The 24,031-nt window shown below is 32.9% G+C and carries 15 protein-coding genes; 13 read left to right on the forward strand and 2 right to left on the reverse strand.

The window, feature by feature from the left end; translation table 11 throughout:
- Positions 1-23: 23 nt before the first annotated feature.
- From ACJJV4_RS17095 to ACJJV4_RS17150, 12 genes are all read left to right on the forward strand, one after another.
- Positions 24-1,391, forward strand: coding sequence for an alpha-L-fucosidase (locus ACJJV4_RS17095; RefSeq protein WP_405296608.1), 1,368 nt, complete (start codon positions 24-26; stop codon positions 1,389-1,391).
- A gap of 124 nt (positions 1,392-1,515) precedes the next feature.
- On the forward strand, positions 1,516-2,538 hold the full coding sequence (locus tag ACJJV4_RS17100; RefSeq protein ID WP_405296609.1) for a GDSL-type esterase/lipase family protein: 1,023 nt from the start codon (positions 1,516-1,518) through the stop codon (positions 2,536-2,538).
- A 461-nt stretch (positions 2,539-2,999) separates the two neighbouring features.
- Positions 3,000-6,299 carry a SusC/RagA family TonB-linked outer membrane protein gene (locus ACJJV4_RS17105; protein ID WP_405296610.1) on the forward strand — a complete coding sequence of 1,100 codons (3,300 nt, stop codon included), beginning with the start codon at positions 3,000-3,002 and terminating at the stop codon, positions 6,297-6,299.
- A gap of 11 nt (positions 6,300-6,310) precedes the next feature.
- Positions 6,311-8,194: a RagB/SusD family nutrient uptake outer membrane protein gene (locus ACJJV4_RS17110; protein ID WP_405296611.1), complete on the forward strand. Its 1,884-nt coding sequence runs from the start codon at positions 6,311-6,313 to the stop codon at positions 8,192-8,194.
- Between the two features lie 32 nt (positions 8,195-8,226).
- Positions 8,227-9,471 (forward strand): DUF5000 domain-containing lipoprotein, encoded by a 1,245-nt coding sequence (locus ACJJV4_RS17115; RefSeq protein ID WP_405296612.1) that lies wholly within the window; start codon positions 8,227-8,229, stop codon positions 9,469-9,471.
- A gap of 31 nt (positions 9,472-9,502) precedes the next feature.
- The gene (locus ACJJV4_RS17120; protein WP_405296613.1) at positions 9,503-10,276 is read left to right on the forward strand and encodes a DUF4998 domain-containing protein; all 774 of its coding nucleotides are present in this window, start codon (positions 9,503-9,505) and stop codon (positions 10,274-10,276) included.
- 181 nt (positions 10,277-10,457) lie between these two features.
- Positions 10,458-13,805 (forward strand): carbohydrate-binding protein, encoded by a 3,348-nt coding sequence (locus tag ACJJV4_RS17125; protein ID WP_405296614.1) that lies wholly within the window; start codon positions 10,458-10,460, stop codon positions 13,803-13,805.
- A gap of 251 nt (positions 13,806-14,056) precedes the next feature.
- The gene (locus ACJJV4_RS17130; protein ID WP_405296615.1) at positions 14,057-16,360 is read left to right on the forward strand and encodes a heparinase II/III-family protein; all 2,304 of its coding nucleotides are present in this window, start codon (positions 14,057-14,059) and stop codon (positions 16,358-16,360) included.
- A 26-nt stretch (positions 16,361-16,386) separates the two neighbouring features.
- Positions 16,387-18,039, forward strand: a complete 1,653-nt coding sequence (locus ACJJV4_RS17135) for an FAD-dependent oxidoreductase (protein ID WP_405296616.1) — start codon at positions 16,387-16,389, stop codon at positions 18,037-18,039.
- An 8-nt stretch (positions 18,040-18,047) separates the two neighbouring features.
- Positions 18,048-18,761, forward strand: a complete 714-nt coding sequence (locus tag ACJJV4_RS17140; RefSeq protein ID WP_405296617.1) for a GDSL-type esterase/lipase family protein — start codon at positions 18,048-18,050, stop codon at positions 18,759-18,761.
- A 12-nt stretch (positions 18,762-18,773) separates the two neighbouring features.
- On the forward strand, positions 18,774-19,595 hold the full coding sequence (locus tag ACJJV4_RS17145; protein WP_405296618.1) for a DUF1080 domain-containing protein: 822 nt from the start codon (positions 18,774-18,776) through the stop codon (positions 19,593-19,595).
- A 19-nt stretch (positions 19,596-19,614) separates the two neighbouring features.
- Positions 19,615-21,564: a hypothetical protein gene (locus ACJJV4_RS17150; protein ID WP_405296619.1), complete on the forward strand. Its 1,950-nt coding sequence runs from the start codon at positions 19,615-19,617 to the stop codon at positions 21,562-21,564.
- A gap of 83 nt (positions 21,565-21,647) precedes the next feature.
- Here ACJJV4_RS17150 and ACJJV4_RS17155 read toward each other — a convergent pair whose 3' ends face one another.
- Positions 21,648-21,842: a Lacal_2735 family protein gene (locus tag ACJJV4_RS17155; protein WP_405296620.1), complete on the reverse strand. Its 195-nt coding sequence runs from the start codon at positions 21,840-21,842 to the stop codon at positions 21,648-21,650.
- Between the two features lie 176 nt (positions 21,843-22,018).
- Positions 22,019-22,726: a DUF4197 domain-containing protein gene (locus ACJJV4_RS17160; RefSeq protein ID WP_405296621.1), complete on the reverse strand. Its 708-nt coding sequence runs from the start codon at positions 22,724-22,726 to the stop codon at positions 22,019-22,021.
- A gap of 142 nt (positions 22,727-22,868) precedes the next feature.
- On the opposite strand from ACJJV4_RS17160, the gene ACJJV4_RS17165 reads away from it, so the two are divergent.
- Positions 22,869-23,993 (forward strand): TlpA family protein disulfide reductase, encoded by a 1,125-nt coding sequence (locus ACJJV4_RS17165; protein WP_405296622.1) that lies wholly within the window; start codon positions 22,869-22,871, stop codon positions 23,991-23,993.
- The last annotated feature ends 38 nt before the right edge of the window (positions 23,994-24,031 follow it).

The following is a 24,031-nucleotide window of genomic DNA, read 5'->3' on the forward strand; positions in this document are numbered from 1 at the left end:
AATTAACGCTAAATAAATAAAAAATGAAAACTTTAAAGAAAATAATATTAGTGGCCTTGGTGGTTGCTTTAAACGCTAATGTAGGTTTTGCACAGAGCTCTAGCAAGAAAAAACTGTCCGATGATGAACGTATGGAATGGTGGCGCGATTCTAAATTTGGAATGTTTATCCACTGGGGAGCATATTCTATAATTGGTGGCGAACGCGGAACTAAAATTGCTGGTGGTGGTGCCGAATGGGCCATGGATAAATTAGATTATACCGTTGAGGATTATGAGAAATTTCCAGAAATGTTTAATCCTGTTTTGTTTGATGCTGATGCTTGGGTAAGTATGGCTAAAAATGCAGGGATGAAGTATATTGTACTAACCTCTAAACATCATGAAGGTTTTGGATTATGGGATTCTAAAGTATCAGATTATGATGTTATGGATACATCACCTTTTAAGCGTGATATCGTAAAAGAGCTATCCGAAGCTTGTAAAAAGCAAGATATTAAGTTTTGTTTATACTATTCTATTGTAGATTGGCATCATCCCCAAGCACAAGGTAACTTGTATCCAAATTATAATATTGCACAGCATGATGATCCTTCGGTTGTAAATCCAGAATTTCCGCAGTATTTTAAAAATTACATGAAACCTCAAGTAAAAGAGTTATTAACCAAATACGGAGATATAGGTGTGGTTTGGTTTGATGGTGATTGGATTTCAGATTATACCACAGAAATGGGTAAGGAACTTTATAGTTTTATACGCGACATTCAACCAAATACTATTGTAAATAATAGAGTTGACAAAGGAAGAACAGGAATGGATGGTATGAATAATAAGCCAGGCCAGTTTGCTGGAGACTTCGGTACTCCCGAACAGGAAATTCCTGATACAGGTATCGATTCTGATTGGGAAGCATGTATGACCATGAATGGAACTTGGGGTTACAAGCCTTCCGATAATAAATGGAAAAGTAGCGAAGATTTAATTCATAAATTGGTAGATATTGTTTCTAAAGGCGGTAACTTTTTATTAAATATCGGTCCTGATGGTTTCGGAAGATTTCCAGCAGAAAGTATCCGTCGTTTAAACGCTATGGGACAATGGACAAAAATAAATGGAGAATCGCTTTATGGAGCTTCTTCTAGCCCATATGAAAAACCAAAATGGGGACGATACACTATTAAGGATAATGTACTTTATGCCCATGTTTTCGAATGGCCAAAAGATGGTGTATTAAAGCTTCATAAAGATGTTAAAGTTAAAAAAGCAACTTTATTAGCAAGTCCTAATACCGAGTTAAATGCATTAACAACCTCTAGAGAAGTTCTTTTAGATGTGCCAATGTTGGCGCCAGATGCTACGGTTTCTGTTGTTAAAATAGAGTTAGCTAAATAAGGTGTTCTTTTAAGAATATTAAAGTAACTTCATAAGAATAAAAATAACATTGTAGAAAACTTTTATGTGAACTACAATGTTATTTTGTTTATTAGCTGAACGATTTAAAATTATAGTGATGAAAATGTTTAAAAAAACAATACTACTAGCAGTATTTACAGTAGGAAATTTAACTGCTGGTTATGCACAGGAAAATCCAGTAAATACTAAAAAACTAGAAAGTGAGCAACATGCTAAGTGGAAGAAGGCGAATGATGAGGCGTTCAATGGTATCTCAGAAAGTCCTTTTGAAAAACCAAATTGGGGACATTATACTAAAAAAGATGATGTTGTTTATGCCCATGTTTTTGATTGGCCTAATGACGGGAGACTCATTATTGATAGAGAAATGAAAGTTAGAACAGCTTATTTAAATTATGGTGAGAAAAAGTTAAAAACAGAATTAGTCGATGGCAATTTAACGGTTTTTGTTCCCGAAGAAGCTCCAAATAAAATAGCCACAGTTATAAAAATTCAATTAACCCCCACAGAAGATTGGGCAAATTTAAAGCGCTACAGAAAAGCCAATGCGCAATTAAAAGTACCAACTAAACAAGAACAACGTGTGGTTTTTATTGGTAACTCCATAACGGATAACTGGACTAGAGATCATGGACAGTTTTTTGAGGCAAATCCATCTTATGTAAATAGAGGTATTAGCGGCCAAACTAGTGCACAAATGTTACTGAGGTTTAGGCCAGATGTTATCGAATTAAAGCCTAAAGCAGTAATTATTTCGGCTGGTACAAATGATATTGCAGGAAATAGAGGCGCTATTAGTCTAGAGCGTATTGCTGGAAATATTTTTTCAATGATAGAACTTGCGAAAGCAAACAATATAAAAGTGATTTTAGCTTCTGTATTACCAGCATCTAGTTATTCTTGGAGTCCCTCAGTCGAGCCTGCGGACAAAATTATTCAATTAAATGAATTGCTGAAAGCTTATGCTAAAGAAAATAAAGTCTTGTATTTAGATTATTATTCGCCTATGGTTAATGAAAATAAAGGTTTAAAAAAAGATTTAGGTCGTGATACTGTTCATCCAAATGCAGCGGGTTACGATATTATGGAACCTTTGGTACAAGGGGCTATTGATAAAATTTTATAATAGGAGTATTATCAAAACAGTAGTTTAAGCTAATAGTTTATGTTAGTTTTATTAAGAAGACATTATAGTTACAATATTTGTAACTATAATGTCTTTTTTTTTTTGCTTAAAAAACTACATAAAATAGATTTTAGTAAAGTAATTACTACTCTAAGTAAGAAATTTATTTTTGATAACGTCTTTTTTTTATTTTGACAATAAATATAATATTCTTGTTTTTTGTTGTTTAAAAGTATTATTTATCTAATAATTAGGGGTTTGTGTTGGTAAAACGACTGTAATTTATATTAAAAAAGCGATAATTAATACTTGCGTATTTTTAATAAGTGTAGGTTTACCCTTTATCTGAATTAATTATTAACCAACAAAAAAATACTATATGAGAAAGAACAACAACTAAAAACAAACCAACTAATACAAAACCAAAAAAGTATTCAACTAACTTTATTAAACAAAACAATATGAATAAAATTTATTCTTTAATTCATCTATTTCGTCCTTTTAAATACAGGGGGATTAAGGTGATTAAATCAATTTTAATATGTACTTCATTTATTGTCAGTGGTTATGCTAACGCAAAAACTCCATTTCTAACCACTACATCAGGGCTAACCAAAAAAGAAGATAAAATAGATCTTAAAGATTATCAACAAATTGAAGTGTCAGGAATCGTTCTTGACGAAAAAGGGATACCAATACCTGGAGTTAATATACTCGTTCAAGGTACAAACAGAGGTACACAAACCGATTTTGATGGCAATTTTAAATTAATAGCAAAAAAAGGAGAAGTTCTAGTTGTTTCTTCAATAGGCTTTAAAACTCAAGAAATTAAAATAGGAAATTTTGCAAGTTTAAACATTACAATGATAGAAGACCTTACTGGTTTAGATGAAGTTGTTGTTGTAGGTTTTGGAACACAAACAAAAGAAGCCTTGGTGGGAGCTGTATCTACTGTTAAACCTGAAGATTTAAAAATACCATCGAGTAATTTAACGGCCTCTTTTGCTGGTCGGGTTCCAGGAGTTATTGCTTTTCAAAGTTCTGGTGAACCTGGTGGCGGATCTGATAATGCAGAGTTTTTTATTAGGGGTGCAACTACTTTTGGAGCTTATTCTTCTCCGTTAATATTAATAGATAATATAGAATTAACAGCAGACGATTTGGCTAGAATATCACCAGATGATATTGAAAGTTTTTCTGTATTTAAAGATGCGACAGCTACTGCTATTTATGGGGCTAGAGGGGCTAATGGAGTTATAGCTGTTAAAACAAAAACAGGTGAACTGGGAAAGCCAAGAGTATCTGTTAGGTATGAAACTACTTATTCTCAGGCTACTCAGAATTTAGAAATAGCAGACCCGCTTGAATATTTAAGATTACATATGGACGCTGTTAATACCAGAAATGTATCGCCAAATAGAAATGATAGGTTGCCATATTTGCAAAACAAGATAGACAATACTCTTGCTGGTAACATTAATCCTTTTGTTTACCCTGTTACAAATTGGCAAGATGAGTTGTTGCAAGATTTTACTAAAAATCAAAGATTAAATTTTAGTGTTTCTGGTGGAGGAAAAGTAGCTAGGTATTATGTATCAGGTTCTGTTGCTCAAGATAATGGTATACTAAAAGTTGATAATCAAGCAAATTATAACAATAACATTGATAATAAAGTTTATAATTTAAGATCTAATGTTAATATAGATTTAACTTCAAGCACAGAATTGATAGTGAATTTAAATGCTACTGTTGATGATTATAGAGGTCCTGTGCCTACAGGGAACCAAGTATATAACATGATTAATAGAACTAATCCTGTAAGGTACCCAGCTTATTATGAGGCTGATGAGGCTAACCAATTTACAGAGCATCTTTTGTTTGGTAATGTAGATACTGGAGATGGAGAATTAGCCGGCTATTTAAATCCATATGCAGAATTAGTAAGAGGATATCGTGATTATAGTAGATCTGTAAATGTTTTAAGTTTACAAGTAAAACAAGATTTAGGAGGTATTGTGGAAGGACTTAAATGGAGAGCTTTGGGTAATATTACGAGTACTTCTTCTTATAATATTACAAGGGAATATGAGCCTTATTATTATGCTATTGGAGATACTGATTATAATAGAGCGAATAATACATACGCATTAACTAGTCTTAACCCAGATTCGGGAACAGAGTATTTAAATTTTACGGAGAATGAAGACTCTAGAGTTGTTAATAGAAATATCTATTTTGAGTCTGCATTAAACTATGATAGAACTTTTAACGATAAACATGCTGTTAGTGGCTTGCTAGTTGGTATTTTAAGAGAATCTGTTGATGGAAATGCGGATGATTTGCAGGCGTCACTTCCTAGTAGAAACGTCGGTTTATCTGGCCGTTTTACTTATAGTTTTGATAGAAGATATTTTATAGAAGGGAATTTTGGTTATAATGGATCAGAACGTTTTGCTGAAAAAAACAGGTATGGTTTCTTTCCGTCTGTTGGAGCCGCATGGGTAATATCTAATGAGAACTTTTTTGATAATGTAGATTTAATAAGTAGGCTTAAATTAAGAGGGTCTTATGGTGTAGTTGGTAATGCTAATATTGGAAATCGTAATGATAGGTTTTTCTATTTATCTAATGTTAATTTAAACGATTCAGGAGCAGGAGCCCAGTTTGGAACGTTTGGTCAAGAATCTAGTGCAGGTGTTAGTATCAGTAGATATGAGAATCCTCACATTTCTTGGGAAAGAGCCTATAAACAAAATTATGGTTTAGAAATAAATTTACTTAAGGATGCTATTCAATTGCAAGCAGAGTATTTTAAACAAACAACAACTGATATTTTACAAACGCGTTCAGATATACCTTCTTTTTTAGGTTTACAAGCATCTCCTGTAGCTAATTTAGGTGAAGGACAATCTAGTGGTTTTGAGTTTACATTATTGGTAAACCATAATTTTAATAAAGATTGGTGGTTGCAAGCGACTGCGAATTTTGTGAAAACGAGTAGTGAATATACTGTATATGAGGAGTCTGATTTATCTGCAACACCATGGTTGTCTAAATTAGGAAACCCTTTCAATCAGGCTTATGGTTTAGTAGCAGAGCGTTTATTTATCGATGATGCGGATGTGGCTAATTCACCAGAACAGCAATTTGGTGAAGTTATGCCCGGAGATATAAAATATACAGATATCAATGGTGATGGTATTGTGTCTAATTTAGATATAGTTCCAATTGGAGAGCCTACTCAAGCTGAAGTAAGTTATGGTTTTGGGTTCTCTGTAGGGTACAAGAACCTTGATATATCAGCATTTTTTGCAGGTTTAGATAATGTATCTTTTTTTATTGATTCAGCAGGAATAACACCATTTGCGGATACTGATGCTAATGGAGATTATTTACCAGATGCTATTTCTGAAAATCAAATTTTACAAGCTTTTGCTGAGAGTCACTGGTCTGAAGAGAACCAAGATCTTTATGCCTTATGGCCGCGTTTGTCTACTTATGCTGTGCAGAACAATAACCAAACAAGTAGTTGGTGGATGAGAGATGGAGCATTTATGAGATTAAAATCTTTAGAGATCGGGTATAATTTTAAGCCAGAAAATGGAGCTGTATTCGGACAGGCAAGTGTGCGTCTATATCTCAGTGGAACAAATTTAGTGCATTGGAGTAAATTCAAACTTTGGGACCCAGAGTTAAGAGGGAATGGATTAAATTATCCTTTACAGAAAACGGTAAACATTGGAGCTAGAGTTAATTTATAAAAAAAAAGAAAATGAAGAAAACGAATAAAATTATATATTCTATAATATTCATATGTATAATGTCATGTGATTCTTATATTGATATAGTACCAGATAACGTAGCTACTTTCGATTTGGTTTTTAATAATAGAGCAAATGCTAAGAAATTCTTTTATACATTATATGGTTATTTACCACATTTTTCTGATGTAAATAGTAATATTGGATTAGTAGGGGGTGATGAGGTTTGGACACATCAAACTTGGGATGGAATGCGACTTTCTATCGGAGAACAATCAAAAGCAAATCCAATATATAATCTATGGGGAAACGGGGGGCGTTTAGAGCCGCATGTAGCTTTGAGAGATTGTAATATTTTCTTAAATAGAATTAGCGATGTTAGGGATATGACTGAAGATGAAAAAACAAGATGGATTGCGGAGGTTAAATTTTTAAAGGCTTATTATCATTTTTATTTATTAAAAATGTATGGTCCTATTCCCATTATCGATGAAAATATTGAGGTAAGTGAAGATGTTATTTCGGTGCGTATAGAAAGAGATGGGGTCGATGAGGTAGTAGATTATATTGTATCTGTTTTAGATGAAGCAATAGAAAATTTACCACCACGTATAACTTTGGAAGGTGAAGAACTTGGTAGAGCCACTAAACCAATTGCTGCGATGTTAAAAGCTAAAGTTTTGGCTTTTAGTGCTAGTCCTTTGGTAAACGGTAATTCTGTATACTCATCATGGACTAATAATTCAGGAACACCATATATAAATCAAACTTATAATGCTAATAAATGGACATTAGCCGCAGATGCTTGCAGAGAAGCGATAGACTTAGCACACGAAGCAGGTAATAATTTATATAAATTTTCAACAGCATATAATTTATCAGAGGAGACAATAACAAAAATGAATCTTAGAGGCGCCATCACAGATAGATGGAATAATGAGATTATTTGGGGGCAAGCTAACCCAACCACAAATACAATTCAAAATAATAGTTTTGCAAGGATTGACGATGAATTTTCAGGTTCAAGTTCAGGGCAAGTCAACTCTTATTATTCTATACCATTGCATATGGCAGAAATATTTTATTCTAAAAATGGAGTGCCTATAGAAGAAGATAGTTCTTATGATTATAGTAGTAGATTCGACTTAAAAACTGGAGATGAAGCTAATAAGTTTTATGTAAAACAAGGGTATGAAACAATTGGTTTGCATTTAGATAGAGAATCTAGGTTTTATGCCTCTTTAGCGGGAGATGGTATTCTATCTTATGATGTAAATAATGAGGCAGATGACACTAGTTTATTTGTTGTAGATGCCAAGAATGGTGGTATGGCAGGTTACCTTAATGAAAGGCAATTTAACCAAACAGGATATTGGCCAAAAAAATTAGTGCACTATAAATCAGCAATAGGAAATAATAGTTTTACTGCTGAAAATTATTCATGGCCAGTATATAGATTAGCAGACTTATATTTATTGTATGCAGAATGTTTAAATGAAGTATCAGGGCCTGCTGCAGAAGTTTTTCAATATGTTGATGATGTAAGAGAAAGATCTGGTTTAGAGGGAGTTCAAGCTTCTTGGACAGCGTCTTCAAATAATCCAACAAAGCCAAGTACAAAAGAAGGTTTGAGAGAAATTATTCATCAAGAACGTTCAATAGAACTAGCTTTTGAAGGACACCGTTTTTGGGACTTAAGAAGATGGTTTAAAGCTCACGTTTTATTAAATAGTACATCAATGAGAGGTTGGAGTTATGAAAAAGCAACGGCAGAAACTTTTTATAACCAAGTAGAATACGGTGTTACAGAATTTTCAATAAGAGATTATTTTTGGCCTATAGCTGAAGATGACATACTAGCAAACCCTAATTTAGATCAGGCTTTTGGTTGGTAATTAAAAATTAGTATTAACAATTAAATAAAATTATGATGAAAAATTTAAAGTCATTTATAGTGCTTCTGTGCATAGCAACTGTATTTAGTTGCGAAGAAGATAAGATGTCATCGTTAATTACTGACGATGGTATCGCTCCCGGTCCTGTGGTTGTAGATGCAAGTTCTGTTGAAAATTTAGCGGGAGCATCAAAAATAACATATAATCTTCCTGATGATGAAGATTTGTTATATGTAGTTGCAGAATATCAGAGAGGAGCTAATGAAGAAATATCTAGTGTAAAATCATCAGTCTTTAATAGTAGTTTAACGGTTGAAGGCTTTTCTGAAGCTTCAGAATATAATGTAACGTTATATGCTGTTGATCAATCAGGAAATAAATCTGTAGGAGCTTCTGTTGTTATAAATCCAGAAGAACCTCCTTACAAATCTGTTTGTGGAACATTAACCTATGCACCAGATTATGGTGGAATTAGATTGAAGTGGGAAAACCCAGAGGAAGGCGACGTTACTATCGAAATTTATTCTGAAAATGAGTCTGGAGGTTTAATTTTTAAGGATGCTGTATATTCATCAGCTCAAGATGGAGAACGTTTAGTCTTAGGATTAGAAGCTGTAGAAACCAATTTCGTATTTATAATTAGAGATAGGTTTAATAATAAATGTGGTCAAATTAAGGCAACAATAACCCCGTTATATATAGAGTTATTTGATAGGGTTAACTATCAAGCTGTTTATCAAACGCATGACACACCTTCAGATTATGGTTGGATACTACCAAGAGTTTATGATGGAACAAAAGGAGATAATGGATATCACTCACCTCCAAACTGGAAAGATCCGGATGGAGTTTTACCAGAATATATAGACTGGTCTTACAATGGAGTTCCTATTACGCCTGCAATGATTACATTAGATATAGGCTCTATATCTCAAGTATACAGATTTAAATTTTGGCCAAGACTAGGTAATTATATGTACCGTCATGGAAATCCTTGGTTATTTGATCTTTGGGGTAGCGATCATTTAAATGCAGACGGAAGTTTTGATGGTTGGACACTTTTATTAGAAGATGCTATGGTTATAAAGCCTTCTGGACAGCCAGATAATGACAATACAGCTGAAGATATTGAAGCTGCAGAAGCGGGATTTAATTTTGATATTTCTCCTGATATGCCGAAGGTTCGTTATATCAGATTTGTTCAGAAAGTAGCGCAGAACAGAACTAATTCACTATTACACATTAGTGAAATGGAGTTCTACGGTGATAATCGATAAAAATTTAATAAAATAAAATATTATAAAAATTATGATTAATAATTTTAAGAATAAAACCACTAATTTTATAGGAATTGGTGTGTTTACAGCTGTATTACTGTGTTTTTCTTGTGAGGATACAGATTTGGTTGAAACATATAAACAGTATGTTCCTGAAAACGTAGTAAGTTTGGCTATGCCAGATTCTGTGTCTACAATATCTAGTGGACATAATAAGTTGTTATTTAGAGTGTTTGTTAACTCAGATCCAAAAATAAAGAAAGTCGTTATTGCTTTATTTGATGATGATTTAACAGATAACGATGAAAAAATACTTAAAACTTTAGATATAAATAGAACGGTTTATGAACCAGAAATTTATGAACTGGAAGCAGAGTTGCCAGAAGGAGGAAATGAGTATTTTGTTCATATAGAAGGTCTGGAAGGCCGAAAATCTATAAAGTATGATGTTTTTGGTACAGTTCTAGGTGATGAATATAAGGAGTCGCTACAAGCTCGGCAAAATTCCGGAGCTAGCGCTTATTCTGATTCCGAAGCTATTATTACTTGGGTGTCAAATAAAGTTCCGGATACTGATGGAGAGGTTATTGATAATTTATTAGTTAAAACCGAACTAACTTACATTAGTAGTACAGATGGGGCTATAAAGACTATAGTAATTGATGAATCTGAGGATGAAACAATTATTCCAGATTTTATTTCAGAAGGGACTTATACTTACACTACGTTTTACAAAGCCGTAGTAGATTCTCCTTATTTATTTGAAAGTAACTCTACAGAAGGGGTTTTTCCAGAAAAAATATAAGTATTAGTAATTGGTTAAAACTTGAAGTCTCCTTAGGCAATATATTGAATAAGGAGGCTTTTTGTTTTTAATCTAAATGTCTGTCAAAATAAATTCATTTTAAAAGTATTGATATTGTGTTGTTTATGTGTTAAGTAAACACTTTTTGTCATGCTTTAATTTCAACAAAAAACATCAAATAATGAAAAAATATATACAATTAATAATTCTCCCAGTCATGTTTTTATGGGTTGGACACTTAGAAGCCCAAACAACAATAAATACGCTTGCGGAGTTAAGGAGTCACTTAGGAGACAATGATGGAGATTTTGTAATGACTCCCGGGACATATTACTTTAATGAAACTAATTGCGGACCAGATAAATTATTTTCAAATCCAAAATTACTCCTGTTTACTGGAAATGACTGTAAATTTGACTTTACCGATGTGAAATTTGAAATTGATACTAAAATATTCAAATTATACGGAAACACTGATATTATTGAGTTTTGGGCAGCCGGAAATGATAATGTTTACTTGAATTTAACCATGGAAGATATTGGGATGACTGTACCTTCTAAAGGAGCAGGTTCAATACATCTTGATGGTGCAGATAATTTAATAGAAGGTTTTAAAACAACCGTAAGAGGTTCTTTTCCTTATGGATATGGCGATACTTTTGGTAAAGGAGGAGGTTCTGTTATCGCTCATCAAAAACATGCAGGTATTTTGGTTAGAGGAGACAGAAACCATATAAAAAATTGTAGTGTTATTATGAGAGCTTACGGCCATGGTATATTTGTACAAGGTTCTCATAATGCAATAATAGAAGGTTGTTATGTTGAGGGAGAATTACGTACCGTTGGAGAAATGCTACAAGAAGAAGGTACAGATTCTCCTGCGGATAATGTAGATTTTGAAACCGTTTGGGGTTTTAATTTAAAAGATCATACAAGTGATTATACCTTCAGTCTTCAAGAAGCTGGTATTAGAGCTTATTCTACCGGAGTTATACACAATTCTAATGGGGATTCTACAGGTGTAGGTAGAGGTACTGAAAATACAACAGTTATAGATTGCACCATTGTTAAAATGCGCGTAGGTGTAAATACAGGAGCTGAAGGTGGAGATAATAAACGAATTGAAAACTGTACAGCACTTGCTTGTGAAGGTGGTTTTTGGTTAGGTAATGATGGTGATGTTATTAATTGTCGTGCAGATGCATCAGTAGGGCCAATTCTATCAGAAGATATTTCTCGTTCTAACGCTTCTTATGAAGTTACTATCCTAGATAATTATATTCCTAAAATTGGAGATACACCTTATTTTTATGCAGGAGGAACCAATCATAATATTACAATACACGATGGTACAACTTACTATAATCCAGATATTAAAATTGTGTTAGGAGGTACAAGACCTGCAAATAGGTTTTTAGCAGGTTCTGTAGAGCCAATACCTTCTAGAAACGCTAACAATATTACATTTACAAACAATACACCTTATCCTTTGATTTTAGAGAGTGCTACAGATTGTAATATTTTTTCTTGTGGACCAGTTGAAGATAATGGATCTAATAATACAATTACTCAGTTAACCGATTGTATTACAACAAAGCCTTGTAATAATACGGTAAACAAACTTGAAGCTGAATGCTATGATACCATGTCTGGTATAGGCACTAGAGAAATAAATGGTAATCCAAATATAAAAGAGGTCTATGGTATACATACAGGAGATTGGATAAATTTTAATGCTATTGATTTAACTGATATGACTTCAGTTGAAGCCATAGTATCTAGTATACATAATGATGTGTCTATAGAAGTTAGAACAGGTAGTAATACCGGAACTTTACTCGCTACAATCCCCATAACTAGTACCAGTATCGAATCTAATTATTTAGAGTTTTCTGCAAACTTAAATCAAGTTGTTAACGGGGAAACCGATATCTGTTTTGTATTCACCAGTGTGAACCAAACAGGATGGTTATTTAATTTGGATAAATTATCTTTTAATAAAGACGCTTGTTCTCAGGCTTCATACAATCCGTTTCTTCCAATAAGTGCCGAGAATTTCTGTGCTTCATCAGGAATAGCAGTGTATGATTTGTCTATCTTTAATAAATCAATTGGAGATATTGATAACGACGATTATATAAGATTTAATAATGTTCATTTTGGAAATGACGATGTTTACAATGAAATTGAAGTTTTAGCATCCTCTACCAGTGGGGGTATTATTGAAGTTAGAAGTGGAGCAGTAGACGGTACATTAATAACAAGTGTAGTAGTAGGAAATACAGGAAGCAATGATAATTATGAAATATTTTCTAGCTATACGACTTCTGAAATAACAGGAACACACGATTTATACTTTGTTTTTAAAGGGACGGGGTCTTCTTTTTTAAATATGGATAACTTCTTTTTTAATAATGATGAATGTAGCGGTGTAAATTACAATGCATATTCTCAAATAGATGCATTAACATATTGTGATATGTTTGGAGTGGTTCCAATAAATAATGAATACCTAGGAGGTATAAACGATAATGAATGGATTCGATATGGTAGTGTAGATTTTACTTCGGAAGCCCCTGCACAAATTACATTTAATGTAGCAGGTTATCCTACCGAGGAAACTGTAGAAAACGGATTTATAAATGTTATGCTAGGACACCCAACAGAAGGTACTTTAATAGCTCAAACTACCGTTCCAAAAACAGGCGGGTGGGAAGTTTGGGAGCAGGTTACAGAATCTTTACTTCAAAATATTACGGGTATCCACGAGGTTTATTTATATTTTGGAAATGGCGCTTTCAATTTAGATTGGTTTGAGTTTCATCAAGAAGCACCTGAATTAGTTAACCTAGCTTTAGCTTCAAATGGAGGCATTGCTTCACAATCTACCACGGCATACGATGGAGATGCTACTCGCGGTAACGATGGAAATACCAATGGTAATTATGGAAGTAGTTCCGTAACACATACCGAACACGGAAGTACTGGGTCTAATACATCTAAATGGTGGCAAGTAGATTTAGGCGCCAATAATGTCATTTGGGAAATTGTAATTTATGGTAGAACAGGTAGTAATTATGTTAATGATTTGAACAATTTTACTGTAGAAATTTTAAACAATAATGGGGATGTTACGTTTACACAATTTTATGAAAACTATCCATCTTCGCGACCATTAACTATAGATGTTGATAATAAAGTAGGACGAATTATAAAAATATCAAAAACATCAGATCGAGGATTGTCTTTAGCAGAGGTTGAGGTTTATGGAACAACGACTTTGAGTACTACTAATGTTTTAATAAATGAAATAAAGTTATATCCAAACCCTGCATTACATGAAATAACAATAATTAATGGACTTAATCTTTCTTTAGAAATTTATAATATTCATGGGATTCTAGAGTCAAAATTTATTATTCCAGAAAGTAAACAGGTCGTTTCTATTGAAAACCTTAATTCTGGTATTTATTTTCTCAAATTTACAAGTGACAAAAGAACAACTGTAAAAAAAATAATTAAGTTGTAGTCATTATATTGATAATTTGGTAATCAAATGTATTCAAACCTTATTAATATTTTTTTTGAAATAGAATGCAAAAGGAAGTCGTCCTTTTACATAAATATTAGAAAACCATTTTATAAATCATAGTTTATAGTAAATGAATCATGATTTAAAAGAAGTTTCAATAAAAAAAAATAACATTGTAAAAGCATTCTATGTTTTTTGCAATGTTATTTTTTTGTTTAACAAGTATTAAAGTTTATAAAATTAAATATATGAAAAATAGAATTTTACTTATAATTTGTTGTTTATCCGTACTTAATGTATTTTCTCAAGATAGAAGTTATTTGTTATATACAGATAGTAATATTGCAAAGCTGAAAAGTCAAATTTCAACAAATGAATCGGTAAAGAATAACTGGAATAATCAATATAAGCAAGCTAAGGATTTACTCAAAAAAAAGAAGTTAAGTTCAAAGGACGGCCTCTTATTGGGGTTGGTTTATAGAATGACTGGTGAAGAAAAATTTGCGAGCAAATTAAAAGAGATATTGTTAAATTACACTTCAAAAAGTACTTGGGAAGGGGCAACACTCTTAAAAAGAACCCCAGCTTGGAAAGGAGGTTTACGCACCTCGCATACTAGTTATGATATTGCTATTGGGTATGATTGTATTTATAATTATTTATCAGAACAAGAACGTTTAGACATCGCAAAAGATATTGTGCGCCTTGGAATAATTCCTGCACGAGAAGATTGGTTGGAGCCAGGAAAAAATATGCATACCTACGATACCATGGGGCATAACTGGTGGAGTGCCTGTGTTTACATGTCGGGTTTAGCATCTTTAGCTTTAAGAGATGAAATTCCCGAGGCAACAAAATGGGCCAAGGAAATTCAAGAATCCGCTATAGAGTGGATTAATTATACAGGAAGCGTATTACAAAATAAACCTCCAACTTTCGATCAGGATGGTGGTTTCTACGAAAGTATAAATTACGCATCTTATGCAACCTCTCAGTACTTATTGTTTTTATATGCTTATGCTAATGTTTGGCCAAATGAGCCTATGTATAAGTCTCCAATTCTTGATAATATTGGCGATTTTTTTATAAACACAACGTATTATGTTAAAGATGGAAAAGATCTTGCTGTTAATTTTGGAGATTCCGGACTTACAGCTACCGGAGATAGAATTGTGCGTTTACTTTGGAATTTAGGATACCAAAAAGAAGATTATCAACATTACATGAATCATGTCTCTAACGGAGAAAATAGAGATTCTAGTTCTGCCGAAGCTTTAGCTTTAAATCCGGATTTTAAAAAAGATGTTTCTAGTTTTGAGTCAAATCGAGAGAAGTCCCATCTTTATAAAGATATGGGTTGGGCTACTATGAGAAACTCTTGGGATAATAATGCTACTATGCTTGCCGTAAAATCTGGTTTTACATGGAATCATGCTCATGCAGATGCTGGATCGTATATTTTATTTCATAATGGAAAAAATTTAATAATAGATTCTGGCGGAGCTAGTTACATGAGTCCCTTATACACCGAGTTCTATTGCCAAAGTGAGGCACATAATGTTGTGTTTTTCGATGGCCAAGCGCAAAATAGAAATGATCCATATTTTGGAAGTGTTAATTCTGGATCTTTACATAACCTGATTGAAGGCGATAATTTTAAATATTTATTAGCCAATGCCACCGGGCCATATTCACATATTTTGGCTCGTAACTACCGTAACTTTATTTGGGTAGGCGATGTGATTTTGGTTATTGATGATTTATTGGCTTTTGAGCCAGGTAAATTTGAATGGTATTTGCATTATAATGGCGAGTCTACTTTAAAAGGTGGAATCGATTTAACTATTCAAGATGAAGGTGCTAAAATTAGAGTACGCCCACTTTTTCCAAATACATTTCCTCCAGGTGGCGAGCGCCCACACGATTTTCCGGAGCACATGCTACTTTCCGAAAAAATAGGGCATGAGGATCATCATCCAGAAGAAGATAAGCCGTTTTGGTCCATTAGTCATTTTGAAAAAACGGCAAGAACTAAGTTTATTTCGGCTATTATTTTGGAAGACGATGAAAATGAAAAGAATCTTCCAGTTATTACTAGAGATGAGCATAAAGATTATCTAAAAGTCTCAATAACTCAAAAAGGAGAAACAACCGAAGTGTATTTTAATTTACTAGCCGATGGCCGATTAAAACACAGAAATAGTTTGGTAAATATTAATGGTTGGGAAACCGATGCTTACATTACCGTTTTAAAATTTGATGAGGGTACAGATAAAACGGATATTAATAATATAAATGAATTGTTCATTGGTCATGGTAGTTATTTGCGTCGTGAAGGACAGGTGTTAATGCATGCTTTATCTAAATACACAGCTTTAGTAGAAAATTTTGGAAACACGCCTCATGTTACTTTTGAAGGGCAACCAAATGCTACAATTAACCTTTATAGTCCCAAAAAAAATGATACTGTTAACTTGAATAAGGCTGTTAAAAGTGGAGTTTATAATGCTTCAGAAAAAATGATTCAATTATTAATAAGAAATAATAAATAAAAAATATGGTCAATTTTATTTTAAAGATGAATAATAAAAGGATGCTTACAGTGGCATTTTTAATTACTATATTTCAGGTAAGTTGTGGTTCTTCAGAAGAAAAACCTAAATACGATGCTGATGTTGTTATTTATGGAGGAACTTCGGCAGCAATAACAACAGCTGTTCAGTTAAAACGGATGAATAAATCTGTGCTCATTGTTTGTCCGGAAACTCATATTGGCGGATTGTCTTCAAGTGGTTTGGGTTTTACAGATCTGGGAAATAAAGAAGTGATAGGTGGTATTTCAAAAGAATTTTATACAAGTGTTTATAACCACTATCAAGATGAAGATGCATGGAATTGGCAACCTAGAGATCAATATGGAAATGAAGGCCAAGGCACTACAGCTATTGATGATGATTTAAAAACTATGTGGACATTTGAGCCTCACGTAGCTGAAAATATCTTCGAGAAAATGGTAACCGATCATGGTATAACAATTGTTCGAGATAAGTGGTTAGATCGTGAAAAAGGTGTCGTGCTTAAAGATGGAAAAATAGTGTCAATTACAATGTTAAGTGGTGAAACGTATACCGGTAAAATATTTGTAGATGGTACCTACGAGGGTGATTTAATGGCAGCTGCCTATGTAAATTATCATGTTGGTCGTGAGGCAAATAGTGTTTATAATGAAACTTGGAATGGTGTGCAGAAAGGTATTTACCATCACAGTCATAATTTTCAAGAGTTAAACATTAGTCCGTATATTATTCCGGGAGATTCAACAAGTGGTGTTTTACCCCGTATTTCAACAACTCCTCCAGGAGAACAAGGTTCTGGAGATAACCGTTTACAAGCATACAATTATAGATTATGTACAACAAATGCAGAAGGAAATGTTGTACCGTTTGAAAAACCAGAGAATTACGATCCTGCCGAATACGAACTGTTAAGGCGCGTATTTAAAGGTGGTCGCTATTCTATGTTTGGCGGTGGTAAGATTCCAAACAAGAAAAGAGACGTTAATAATGTAGGACCTTTTAGCTCCGATAATATTGGCATGAACTATGAATACCCAGAAGCATCTTATGAAGAACGTAAGGTTATTTTGGAAGAACACATCAACTACCATAAAGGGTTGCTTTACTTTTGGGGACATGATGAAAGTGTACCAGAACGATTTAGAAAAAGCATTAGTAAATGGGGACTTGCAAAAGATGAATTTCAAGATAATAACCACTGGCCATATCAAATTTATGTGCGTGAAGCAAGACGTATGATTGGTGATTTTGTAATGACTGAAAATGAAATTTTAGGAAAAAGTAAAGTAGATAAACCAATAGGTATGGGGTCTTATACTATGGATTCTCATAATGTGCAGCGCTATATTACTAAAGAGGGTTACGTTCAAAACGAAGGTGATTTAGGCGTTGATGCTGATGAACCTTATCAAATTCATTTAGGAACTATTCTTCCTAAGCAAACAGAATGTAAAAATCTAATTGTACCCTTAGCAGTATCTAGTTCGCATATTGCTTTTGGCTCTATCCGTATGGAACCTGTGTTTATGATTTTAGGTCAGAGTGCAGGAACTTTAGCGGCATTAGCCGTTGAAGATAATAAAGATATTCATGAGGTGTCTTACGAAGTATTGAAAGAAAAACTACGTGCAGACGGACAAGTATTAAGTTACTAATTGTAAATATGAAATGTTTTACGCTTAAAATATTTTTTGTTCTTTTTTTTATAGGAACACTAAATGTTTCCGGTCAAGTTATTAATGCAGGAGTTGGTGGTAATACAACAGTAAACCTGCTATCGCGTTTAGAAAAAGATGTTTTAAGTGAAAAACCAGATTTAGTGATTTTAATGGTGGGGACTAATGATATGGTGAATTCAAGAAAAATGATTTCGTACAAAACGTATCGGAAGAATCTGAAAAAACTGGTTAAATCCATTAAAAAAAACGGAAGTGATATGCTTTTAATGTCGTCACCGCGAGTCGATTCAGTTTATCTTTATGAGCGTCACAATAAAGCGTTATTTACTCATGCTCCAAACGAAAAATTAAATAAAACGCGCGAAATTGTTTCTAAAATAGCTAGAAAAAAGAAAGTGCACTTTTTAGATATTTATCAAGCATTTAGTGATTTAAATTTACCTAAGCATAATGAAGATTTATTCATTAGAAATGCCATGAATAGTAATGCTAGAGATGGAGTGCATCCTACAGCGTTAGGGTATCGTTTTATAGGTGAATTAGTATTTCAATATTTAAAAAATAACAAGCTTTTAGATCGTAATAACAAAATAGTTTGTTTTGGCGATTCCATAACAAACGGCAGTGGGGTAAAAGATAAAGCAGATGCTTACCCAGGAATACTTACAAGTTTAATTAGTGCTTATACTAAACAGTAAAATATATTTAAAATGAATAAAGCCAGAAAAATTTATTTGCTAGTAGTAGTAATTTTTATAAACATTTCAGTTGGAATGGCGCAAACCAAAGCGTCATCTAAAAAAGGGTTTCATAAGGTTTTTAATGGTGAGAATTGGGATGGTTGGCATCTCAAATTAAGAAACGGAGATGCCGAAATGGCTAAAAAAGTATTTGCCATAGAAGACGGAATGGTTCATGTTTTTAAAGATATGCCAGATAGTTTAAATTTAGGAACTGGAGAAAACGCTACACATGGCCTTTTTTATACCAATAAAAAATATAGTAAGTATATTTTAAGATTTGAATATAAATGGGGTAAAAAAATCACGAACAATTTCGAGAGATGGCAGTATGATGCTGGTGTGTATTATCATGTTATAGATGATAAAGTTTGGCCTGTTGGTATTGAATATCAAATACGTTATAATCAAGAAACAGGCTTAAATCATACAGGAGATTTAATTCGTCCAAAAGGCGCAGATTATAAATGGTTTTCCACAAAAGATGGTAAAAGTTATTTAAATCCTAAAGATGGTGGTATAGCCGAGGTTAAGCGCGATTGGATGCATTTAGCAACACCTACAACTAATTTTAATGCTTTAAATGATGAGTGGAATACTTGTGAAATTATAGTTATGGGTGGAGAGTACACCATACATAAACTAAATGGGGATATTGTAAATATGGCTTTTAACACCACTCCGAGCGAAGGCATTATCGGGTTTCAATCGGAAACCGCCGAGATTTATTATAAAAATATAGAAATTAAGGAGTTTGATAAGGTAGTTCCTGTGGAAAAATTTATGAATTAATTTAAGTTTAAAAAATAATATGAAAATATTAAAAAGTCTTGTAAAATACATGACATGCCTATCTTTTATTCTGTTTCTGGGACAAAATTTAGTCGCACAAACTCTAGCTTTAGATATTGGTAAATATTTGGAAGTAGCAGATAGTGATAAAATTTATCCGTCTCAAAAGCAAATAGATATGTTAAAAGCAGTGATGCCTGCGCAAGCCTATCAACCAGCTCCAAATATATCTAATAGGGTGTATTGGGATAAAATAGCGGCTACTGAATCGGGGCAATCTTATCTGGAAAAAGCGAATACTTTATTAAATAAAGAACCTGAAGTTCCTATTTCTGATGAAATTTATAGAAGAGCCAATAAAGAAGGAAATCGCGGTATTTATAAACCACGTTATTACCGAACAATGGATAGGTTAGAGCGTTTTGTTCTCGCAGAGTGCATTGAGAATAAAGGTCGATTTTTACCTCAAATAAAAACCTATTCACAAGCTATTATGGACATGAAATCGTGGTTACATCCTAATCATGATGATAGTAATAATACTGTTTTAGAAGGAAAAAGAGTATCTATAGATTTGGGAGCACGTAAATTTGGAGGAGTTCTAGCTTTGGTAGAATCTCTTTTAGGCGATTCTCTTTCGGGAAAAATGAGTAACGACATTAAAAAGCAATTGCAGTGGCGCATTACAGATACCTATTTAACAAGTTGTGAAATAGGTGATAAAAATAACCATTGGATAGATGGAACAAGTAACTGGAATTCTGTTTGTACAAGCGGTGCAGTATTGGTTTCTATTATAAATTCTGAAAACCCAGACAAGCGTTTGGCAGCCATCGGTTCTTCAATAAATAGTATGAAACATTATATAAGTGGCTTTGGAGATGATGGATATTGTTCCGAAGGTTTAGGTTATTGGGGTTATGGGTTTAATCACTTTTTGTATTTGGCTCAGATGCTATCCGATTATTCTGAAGGAAAAATAAATTTATTTAATTTTGATAATCCTGAAAAATTAAAGCGGGTAGGGAACTTTCCTGAACATTTTGAAATACAAAAAGGCACGTGTGCGCCATTTGCCGATGGTGTTTCGCATACTTCAAGTAGTGGTAGTAATTTTGCAGAGGTATTGTCTTCAACTTATTATGGAGCAAAAATGCCCATAGAAATTAGAATGGAGGAAGCTGTAGAACAACTTATTGCTTGGAATAATCCTGAAATGTTTGGCGTGAGTACTTTCAATGAAACACAGAAATCTAATTTAAACGAACATACATATTTTAATGATTTCGGGATGGTTATTTCTCGGGGTAAACAACAAACACCGTTTTCAATAGCCATTAAAGCAGGACACAATGCTGAAAATCATAACCACAGCGATGTTGGAACTTATATTGTTGTCTTAAATGAAGATTTAATTTCGGGAGATATTGGTGCTCCATCTTACAGGGCAGGCTCTTTTTCTCCCACTAATAAAGCGCGAAGTTCTTGGGGGCACCCAGTGCCTAGAATTAATAATACCTTACAGTCTAATGGACGCCAGTTTTACGGTAAGATAACAGATACTAAATTTTCTAGTACGCAGGATAAGGTGGTAATGGATATTAGTAATGCATATGAGTTACCAGTTCTCGAACACTTAACAAGAACAATGATAAATAATAAATCTGGTCAGGGTACTATCACTATTTTAGATAGTTTTAAATCTTTAGAAGCGGTAACTTTTGGTACAGCAATCATGACATTTTCTAAGTATGAAATATTAAATAATAATACTTTGATTTTAAAAGGTAAAAACCAAAAAGTAAAAGTAGAAGTTAAAAGCAAAGGAGGCGAAGTTTCTATTGAACCCGAAATTGTTCCGGTAGAACATTTACGTGAGGGTAAAGGAGCAATACGAATAGGTGTAGACTTTGTAACGCCTATTAAAGAAGGACAAATTGAAATTATTTATACTCCAATTTTGAATTGAGGCATAGAAAATAAAATTAAGTTACTCTCACTTTAAGAACAGTAACGTTTTAAGTAATTATGAATTAAATATGTTATCTAAACTTATTTAGTGGTGTGATTTTCTCTAACGAGATACTTTAACCTATTTAGCTTATTTAAAAGTTTAATGGCTCTATATTCCGAAATATCACTTAAAGCAGAATCGGTTTGGCGAAAATTATAAGCCTGTTCTATAAGCTCCTTATAGCGCAGATTTAGTCTGTTTTGGTTAATTTTTATGTTATCAATTTGGTTCATTTCGATAGTGTAAAAGATTTAGGAGAATATAAATATACATTTTTTTATTTAATTATCTTTATGTTTTGTATTGATTTTCAGTTGTATAGATTTTATTTTGAAAGAAAATAATGTCAAAAAAAAGCGGTACATCATGTTAAATGATATACCGCTTTTTTTTAATATATTTAAAAGACTTAGTCTTGCATAGCAAAAACTTTCTTTAATAAATCTGTAGTTCTTGATGATACTTGAGTTCTAATTTCTGTTTCTTCAACAGCAATCATAGTAAAAACACCTTTTAAAGCTTCTTCAGTTACGTAATCTGTTAAATCTGGGTTTACATCACTTGTAAAAGGTAGCGTGTTGTATTTATTAATTAAGTTACTCCAAATTTTATCTGCACCAACTTTATCAAAAGAGCTTTTAATTACCGGGTTAAATTTAGCGTAAAGCGCTGTTTGAGTTTTAGATGTTAGGTATTGCGTTGCAGCATCATTATTTCCTAATAAAATATCTTTAGCATCAGCAAAAGTAATATCTTTTACAGCGTCAATAAAAATGGGTGTTGCTTCTTTCACGGCATCTTCAGCAGCTCTGTTAAGTACTTTTAAACCTTCGTCTGCTAAGCTACTTAACCCAATATCTCTAAGGGCTTTATCTACTTTTTGTAATTCTTCAGGTAATAAAATTTTAACCAAATCATTTTTAAAAAAACCATCGGTTTGTGTTAATTTAGTAACTTGTTTGTCTATACCTAAGTCTAAAGCTTCTCTTAGCCCTGCAGCAATATCAGTATTTCCTAAAACACCACCTGTTTGCGGTAATTGATTTACTACTTGTTGAAGCTCTGCACAAGCCGTAAGATTGAATATTAGCAAGAAAACGATACATTTGCGAATCATAGTATTTGGGTTTTAAATTAAAATACAAAGATATATTTTACAAATGAAAACCATTCTCTTTTTTTAAAATACTATTTTAGCACAATTATTGTTATGTATTAAAATATATTATTAAATTGACTCTATATTAAGCTGTATTATAATGAAAATAAGAAAATTAGTACTTTGTTTATTATGTACATTAAGTCCTGCATTGTTTTTTGGGCAAGTACATATTTCAAAGAATATAAAAAAATCTTCGATATCAACAACAGATCAAAATGCCCTATATTTTGTCGATTTCTGGGCTACTTGGTGTGGCCCATGTATACATGTTTCAAAATATTTAGAATCTTTGCAACAACAGTTCCCTAATAACTTTTACATTGTATCCTTAACACAAGAAAGTGCTCAGGTTGTAAATAAGTTTATGCTTAAGCATAATACGGGATTGGCTGTTGCTACAGATTATGAAGGGGAAACTTTTTCTCAATATAATATTACAAGTTTACCTTATGGCATTTTGTTTAATGCCGATGGTAAAAAGCTATGGGAAGGTCATGCAGCAGACTTAAAGGCTTATAATATTGGTGGCTTTTTGGCTAGAAATCAAAAAACGATAGCTGTGGACGAATTTTTCAAGCTCGAAGAATATAAGCAAGAGATTATTGTAGAAAGCCCTGTAAAAAGAAAAAAGGACTTTGGATTTATAGAAATGGATGTAGATCCCGGGATTAATTCTGGAATTCAGGCTGTAAATAAAAATGGGTATTTAGAGATTGAAGGGCGATTGCAAGATATTATGGCGTATGCCTTGCATAGTAATAAAGGACAAATAAAAATTTCGGAAGAAGATAATAAATACTATAAAATGTATTTTGAAGAGGGCTCTAAAGCTTTTGAAAATAAAGAAAGTTATATATCTAAAGCCTTAAAACTACGTAGAAAGGAATACGAAAAAGAAGGAGATGTTTTGGTGTTTAATATTGATAATGCTCAGTTTTGGGATACAAATCAAATAGATTGGGGAATAAATAACCCTAAATATTTAATTGGAGATTCTGATATTCAGGCGGATAATACATCTATAAGTGATATTGCTTATCAATTATCTTTTTTATTAGAAACACCAATCGTGTTTGATAAGAAATTTAAAAATGAAGAGTTACATGATTGGCAAATACATTATAAATATTTCGAATTTATGTCGTCTAACTTAGGAGAATATGGTATTAAGGTTGAAAAAAAAGTAATGAGTTATCCGGAATATGTTTACAATAAGCGTTAGTTAACTCGGTAATTAAAACAAAAAAGCTCAGGATTTAG

Source organism: Algibacter sp. Ld11, from assembly GCF_045066735.1.
GTDB lineage: Bacteria > Bacteroidota > Bacteroidia > Flavobacteriales > Flavobacteriaceae > Algibacter.